The organism is Limimaricola soesokkakensis (genome assembly GCF_900172345.1).
Taxonomy (GTDB): domain Bacteria; phylum Pseudomonadota; class Alphaproteobacteria; order Rhodobacterales; family Rhodobacteraceae; genus Limimaricola; species Limimaricola soesokkakensis.
On record NZ_FWFY01000032.1, the window covers coordinates 1 to 2,912 of the forward strand.

General features: G+C 69.3%; 1 protein-coding gene. It reads right to left on the reverse strand.

Features of this window, described 5'->3' with window-relative positions:
* Positions 1 to 2,882, reverse strand: a 2,882-nt coding sequence (locus tag LOS8367_RS18530; protein ID WP_207569305.1) for a PQQ-dependent sugar dehydrogenase family protein, incomplete at its 3' end; no start/stop codon positions are given.
* Positions 2,883 to 2,912: the final 30 nt, after the last annotated feature.

Consider the following 2,912-nt stretch of genomic DNA (forward strand, 5'->3'; position numbering starts at 1 on the left):
GTGAGGGTGTCTGCGGCGACGTCTTCGGCGATGAGGCCGATGGCGGCGCCGGAGGTCTGGCCGGCGATCTGGTGGGCGCCGGTGAGCACGTCGCGCAGCACGCCCTGCGGCAGGACGAAGCCGTTCAGCGGCAGGGCGACGAAATCGGCGGCGCCGTCGAGCCGGTAGGCCGCGCCCACGGCGAAGCCGGCATCGATGGCGATCTCGAGCCGCAGCTCGATCCCGGTGACGGCCGGGTCGGCGAGGCCGGGCACGTCGACGCGGGTGATCCGCTGGTAGACGTCGCCGGTCTCGACCCCGACCTCGAGATAGGGCGTGCCGCCCACCGCCCCCATGACGATCCGCAGGAAGTTGGACTGGGTGCCGTCGCCGAACATCAGCCCCGAGACCTGACCCTCGACGATCCCGCCCTGCTGGCTGGGGATCCAGTTGGCCATGTCGAGCGTGGCCAGGATGCGCCCGACATCGGGGTCGGGGCGGATCCCGGTATGCACCGCGTCGCGGGCGCTGTTGGCGCTGCCCACCGCCGTGCCGGGCTGCGCGTTCTTGATCTGGAAGGTCGGGGCGTTGCCGCCCGGGATGATGTTGCCGCCATTGTCATACAGCCCGTCCTGCTGCTGGCCGGCGGGGAAGTTCTCGGCCGCGGTGCGCGCGTCCTGGTTCGGCGTCACCCCGTCGAGCGCCGCGCCGAGAAAGCCGGTATCGGACAGGGTGCCGGGGAAGTTCGTGTTCTGCTGGGTGAAGTCGAGCACGATCTTCTGGCCCACCTCGAGCGCGTAGCCGTTCTCGGCCGAGAACTCGAACGGGTCGATCAGCTCGTTCAGCCCGTCGAGATCGGCATCGGTCTCGTCGGTGATGTCCTGACCCGCGAGCGGCACGGCGCCGTTGGCGGGCTGGAAGATCTCGATGAACGGGCCGTTCTGCTTGTAGGTGGCGACCCAGATCGAACCGCGGAAGGCGTTGTTGAGCCCCATCGCGCCGAACTCGTCGCCGATCGAGGCCAGCCCCAGCGGCCCGCCGCCGGCCTGCAGCACGGTGCGGTCGGCCGCCAGCGTCTCGCCCGAACTGCCGGTGGCGGTCTGCACCACCCCGTTCGCGTCGCGCCCGATGACGATCAGCGAGCCCTGGTTCAGCGAGGCCGCGATCAGCGCCCCGGACATGTCGACGCCACCGCCGTCGAGCACGGTCGAGGTGTATTCGGTCAGCCCGTTGATCGAGCCCTTGCCGGAATCGAGGGCGCCGTCGGTGAAGCCGCCCTCGAGATAGTTGCCCTCGACCGGGTTGGCGGCGGCGATGATCTCGCCGATATCGGCGGGCAGGCCGGCCTTGCCCAGGAACGTGCCGCCCTGCGGCGCCGCGCCGCCCGCCACCACGACCTGGCCCGAGCCGTCGGCGAAGCCGTAGATGTCGTAGAGCACGCCCGGGGTGACGGCGAGCACCTTCCGGGTCAGCTCCTGGTCGTCGGCCCCGTAGACGCCCAAGGTCGGGTAGGCCGCGTTGTTGGCCTCGACCGCCTGCAGCCAGGCGATGACCTCGTCGTAGTCGCTGCCGCCGCCATTGCCGGCGCTGTCGACGTTCGACACCAGCAGGAAGGCGTTGCCGACCCCGGCCTCGGGGGTGAACAGCAGCCCCGCGCGCGAGCCCTCGGCCCGGGTCGGGTTGGGATGGCCGCCATAGACATAGGTCAGCCCGTCGAGGGTGTAGGTCTGCGCCCCGCCCTGCCCCGCCGCCAGCACCCGCCCGGCCAGGTCGTCGGAGCGGGTCACCTCGTGCATCTGGTCGTAGTTCTTCGGGTCCCAGGCGACGAGGCTCATCGGGTCCTTGGTGCTGCCGTCGCCATTGTTGAGGTTGAGCGCGATGTAGCCCAGGGCCTGCGCGAAATCGCTGGTGGCGCCATTGTCGCCGGCCTCGCCGATCGGCCGGCCGCCCCAGAGGTTGTTGGCGCCGTTGTCATAGGTGTAGACGCGCCCGTCCTCGGTGACCTCGACGTCATAGGCGTTGCGGTAGCCCGGCGAGTAGATGCTGATCGGCCCGGCGGGGTCGATCTTGCCGCCGTTGAAGCCGTCATTGCCGCCGAAGGGGTCGTTGCCGTCAGCGGCGCCCGGCAGCGCCGGGTCGTCGAGCGTCGGCACGTCGTAGACGTATTTGCGGCCGCCATCGGTGAGCACCGGCATCGAGGCCAGCATCGTCAGGTCGACCTCGAGGATCGCCGCCGAATAGGCGGTCTCCTGCTGGCCCGCGAAGTGGTTCGAGGGCGCGCCGTTGTTGGCGTTGCCGCCATTGGCGACGATCAGCCGCTCGGAGACCAGCTTGCCGCTGGCGTCGAGCACCTGGATCACCTCGAGCCCGTTGAGCGCGTGGTTCTCCTCCGAGCGCGCCAGGCCGCGCACGATGTCGACCGCGTCCCAGCTGTTCGGCCCGGTCTGGGTCAGCTTGGTGATGACGCCGGAATTGGTGTCGAGATTGGCGTCGGCGCCACCGCCGCCGGCGCCGATCCGGCTGTCCGAGGAGGTGACGTAGACGGTGACCGCGGGCTTGCCGCCGATCATCACCGGAGCGCCGTTCGCGTCGAATTGCGGCGTCACGTCAATCCCCGTGACCTGCCGCTTCGTCGCCGCGTTCGCGGTGCCGTCGTCGTTGTGGTTGGGGATCGACTTGACGTGGTTCAGCGTCACCTGCTCGGTCACGTAGAACTGCGCGGTGGTGTCGCCGTCGTTCGGATCGGGGTCCCCGAAGGCGATCGTCAGGACGTGCACGTCCCCGTCCACCTCGGTGACGTAAAGCCGCCCATCCGCCCCCCACACCAGCGCGGTGGGTTGGGAAAGACCGCCGAAACCGTTGAAATCAAGCGAGCTGGCAGAAAAGTTGTTGGAAACAGCCACGACCATTACCCTTCGAAACACTCGTTAAAA